Source organism: Parafrankia colletiae (assembly GCF_001854655.1).
In the GTDB taxonomy this organism is placed as follows: Bacteria; Actinomycetota; Actinomycetes; order Frankiales; family Frankiaceae; genus Parafrankia; species Parafrankia colletiae.
In genome coordinates, this window is sequence record NZ_MBLM01000072.1 from 1 (window position 1) to 3,303 (window position 3,303).

Annotated in this window: 3 protein-coding genes; all 3 read left to right on the forward strand. The window is 64.4% G+C overall.

Annotated elements, in window-relative coordinates; translation table 11 throughout:
- Positions 1 to 153, forward strand: a 153-nt coding sequence (locus CC117_RS34440; RefSeq protein WP_256385365.1) for an acyl-CoA dehydrogenase family protein, incomplete at its 5' end; no start/stop codon positions are given.
- Positions 154 to 391: 238 nt separating this feature from the next.
- Positions 392 to 1,381, forward strand: coding sequence for a 2-hydroxyacid dehydrogenase (locus CC117_RS09195; RefSeq protein WP_071083327.1), 990 nt, complete (start codon positions 392 to 394; stop codon positions 1,379 to 1,381).
- On the forward strand, positions 1,382 to 2,677 hold the full coding sequence (locus tag CC117_RS09200) for a glycerate kinase (protein WP_084131798.1): 1,296 nt from the start codon (positions 1,382 to 1,384) through the stop codon (positions 2,675 to 2,677).
- Positions 2,678 to 3,303 lie beyond the last annotated feature (626 nt).

Genomic DNA, 3,303 nt, shown 5'->3' on the forward strand with positions numbered 1-3,303 from the left:
GTCGACCGGTGCCTCCAGCTTCACGGCGGCTACGGCTACATGACCGAGTACGCGGTGGCGCGCGCATTCCAGGATGCTCGGGTTCAACGAATTTACGGAGGCACCAACGAGATCATGAAGCACATCATCGCGCGTTCAGTCTGTGGCAGCTGAGCGTGAGGGCGACGGAGGTGGAAAGTGTGGCGAAACCACTCAACTGGTCAGGGCTGCCGCGCCCAGCCGCTCGCGCAGCACGGCAGAGAATCCTGCTCGCTGAGGGACTTGACGGGCTGGCTCGGCTCAAGCGAGGAGAGAACAACGATGACTGCCCAGTTGTCGTGAGTGCCACGCCTGCGCGCGACTTCGCGRCACTAGCCGAAGCGCAGACAGCACCCCGAATGAAGCCCTCGCCGTGAGCAGGATATTGGTCACTACCCCTATCCCGGCTCCTGGGATGGACATCCTCGAGCGAGCCGGCCAGGTCGACGTCAGGAGACTMGACTACGACGGCTTACGCAGAGCGAGCGCTTCGGGCCACTACAGCGTGATTGTGTCGCAACTGCGAGATCGATTCGACGCACCGCTACTTCGGGACTCATCGTTGATCGGAATCTCCAATTACGCAGTCGGCTTCGACAACATCGATGTGGCAGCAGCTACCGCAGCAGGCATCACCGTGGCGAACACGCCGGGAGTGCTCACCGATTCGACTGCCGACGTCGCGATGCTGCTCATGCTGGCAACGGCGCGACGCGGCGTGGAATCCGATCAATTCTTGCGGGCAGGATCGTTCACGGGCTGGGAGCCAGAGCTGCTCCTCGGCAGCGATGTCTCAGGTCGCACACTCGGACTGGCGGGCTTCGGGCGCATCGCCCGAGCGACGGCACGGCGAGCGCTTGCATTCGGCATGACCGTGATGTTCTGTCCCCGTCCACCCGGGGATCGCGTCGTGGCCGACGACGAGCTGGGCGAGTTTGCGGGCCGGGTGCAGCATGTTTCGTGGAGTGATCTCGTCACGGACAGTGACTTCCTCTCGCTTCACGTGCCGCTGTCGACGTCTACTCACCATCTGGTCAATGCTGACGTATTGGCGGCCATGCAGCGCTCAGCGATCTTGATCAACACGGCGCGAGGTCCTGTTGTCGACGAGGCGGCCCTGGTGACGGCCTTGCGCGACGGGTCCATCGCTGCTGCAGGACTTGACGTCTACGAGCACGAACCGGCGCTTGCTACGGGTTTGGTTGAGCTGCCGAACACCGTCCTGCTACCCCACATCGGCAGCGCAACGGTGTCCGTCCGATCCGAGATGGCCCGCCTGTGCGCTCTGAACGCCGCAGCCATGGTGGGAGGAGTGTGTCCCCCACACCCAGTGAATCCTGAGGCTTGGGGCGGTGCTGGATAGATGTCTGAAATCGGATCGTCGAAGACCCTGACAGAGCCAGCCGTCGAGCGTTCAGCGCAGCATCGCGAGGGGCTCCAAGGATTGCCCTGCGCGGGCCGCGGTGCTCTGACGATCGTTGTCGCGCCGGATTCCTTCAAGGGCACTTCTACCGCTGCCGACGTCGCGGAAGCCATGGCCGCCGGCGTGCGTTCCGTCCTGGGCTCGACGGTCAATATCGTCCAGTGCCCGCTCGCGGACGGCGGGGAGGGAACGTTGGATTCGTTCGCCGCGTCAGCGAGCCTTGCGATCCGCGAGGTGCCAACCGTCGATGCGATTGGCCGGCCTCGGATTGCTCGGATCGGCATCTCTCCTGATGGTCGRCTGGGCGTGATCGAGGCTGCCGAGGCCAATGGCCTCATTCACGTGTCCGATGTCGACCTCCAGCCCATGGCCGCCCACAGCTACGGCGTCGGACTGCTCGCTCGGGAGCTTCTGGACGCCGGCGTGTCCGAAGTACTGCTATGCATCGGGGGGACCGCCAGCAATGACGGCGGCACAGGCTTCCTGGCGGCACTAGGTGCGAGGTTCCTAGACGATGGCGGGCACGAGGTCGTCCTCGGCGCGTCGGGACTAAGCAAGATTCGAACGGTTGATCTTTCAGGGCTTCATCCCCGCGCCAGCGGCGTCCTGATCCGGGTAGCAGTCGACGTGGACAATCCCCTTACGGGCGCAAGTGGCGCCGCACGGGTGTTCGGCCCGCAGAAGGGCGCCACCTTGACCCAAGTTCAGGAGATCGACGCCGGGCTTGCGCAGTTGGCCGTAGTGATTGCGGCCATGAGCGACATCGATGTGACAACGACTGCCGGAATGGGCGCTGCCGGCGGTATGCCCGCGTGCCTGGTCGGATTACTCAAAGCAGTGATCATGCCTGGATCGGACCTGGTCTTGCGTTCCTTGGGGTTCGCCGAACAGTGCGAGAACGCTGACCTCGTCATCACCGGAGAAGGAGCTTTTGACTCTCAGTCGCTCCGAGGAAAGGTGATCGAGGGGGTGGTCAGGGCTGTGGGGGACCGCTGCCCGATCGTGGTCATCGCGGGTCGAGTGGCCCTGTCCGCGCAAGAGGCGCGAGACGCGGGCGTTACAGCCGCGCTGTCGATTGCGAGGGGTCCAGCCACGATGGATGAAATGGCCGCATCCACGACTGATCTCATCTACAACGCAACGGCACATGTCGTCGCCATGTTCATCGCACGCACGGAGTCGCCCACGAACGGAGAACTGCCCTTAGGCGGCGGTCCCTCCAAGTCCCATCGCTAGCGCCGTCGCGACCGCGCTGGTGAGCAACTTGACGGTCACCAACCCCGACGCGTTGCCGACGGTGGGGTCCAGCAGCCTTGGGAAGTCCGGTAACAGCGGTACGACGAGTGTCTGCACCAGCGAGGCGGTCGTGGCGCAAAGTGCGAGCACGAGCACGCCCGAGCGCCTGCATCGCTCCGGCCCACAGCCGTAATGTCGCGTCCCGACGTCGCAACGATCTCATCCGGTTGCGGGACGTTTCGGCCACGGATCCGGTCGCAACTGCGCCCGGAAGCGTTCCCGGACAGCCGCCCGGTCCGAGGCAGGGATGTGCATTCCATGGCGCTCCTGCTGCCGCAATGATCCCCACCACCGCCGTCGGAGCAGACGCCAGGCGCCCAGTGCCGAGAACTCTAGTGAGGGCACTCCTCGTCGACGCAGTCGTCACCCGGATCGCCCCCGGGCACAGAACGACTCCCGAACTTCGTTGTCAACGTTCGCCGTCCGCCGGCGCTGGGCGACTCACCCGTGAACCTGGCCTCTGGTGTGGCGCGCTCTCCGCACGCGCTCCGGAGGTATTCTCCTCACTCCCCGCCGGCCCCCTGAAGTTATTCAGAAACTCTCTTGATCCTCTCGAAGCTCAGTAT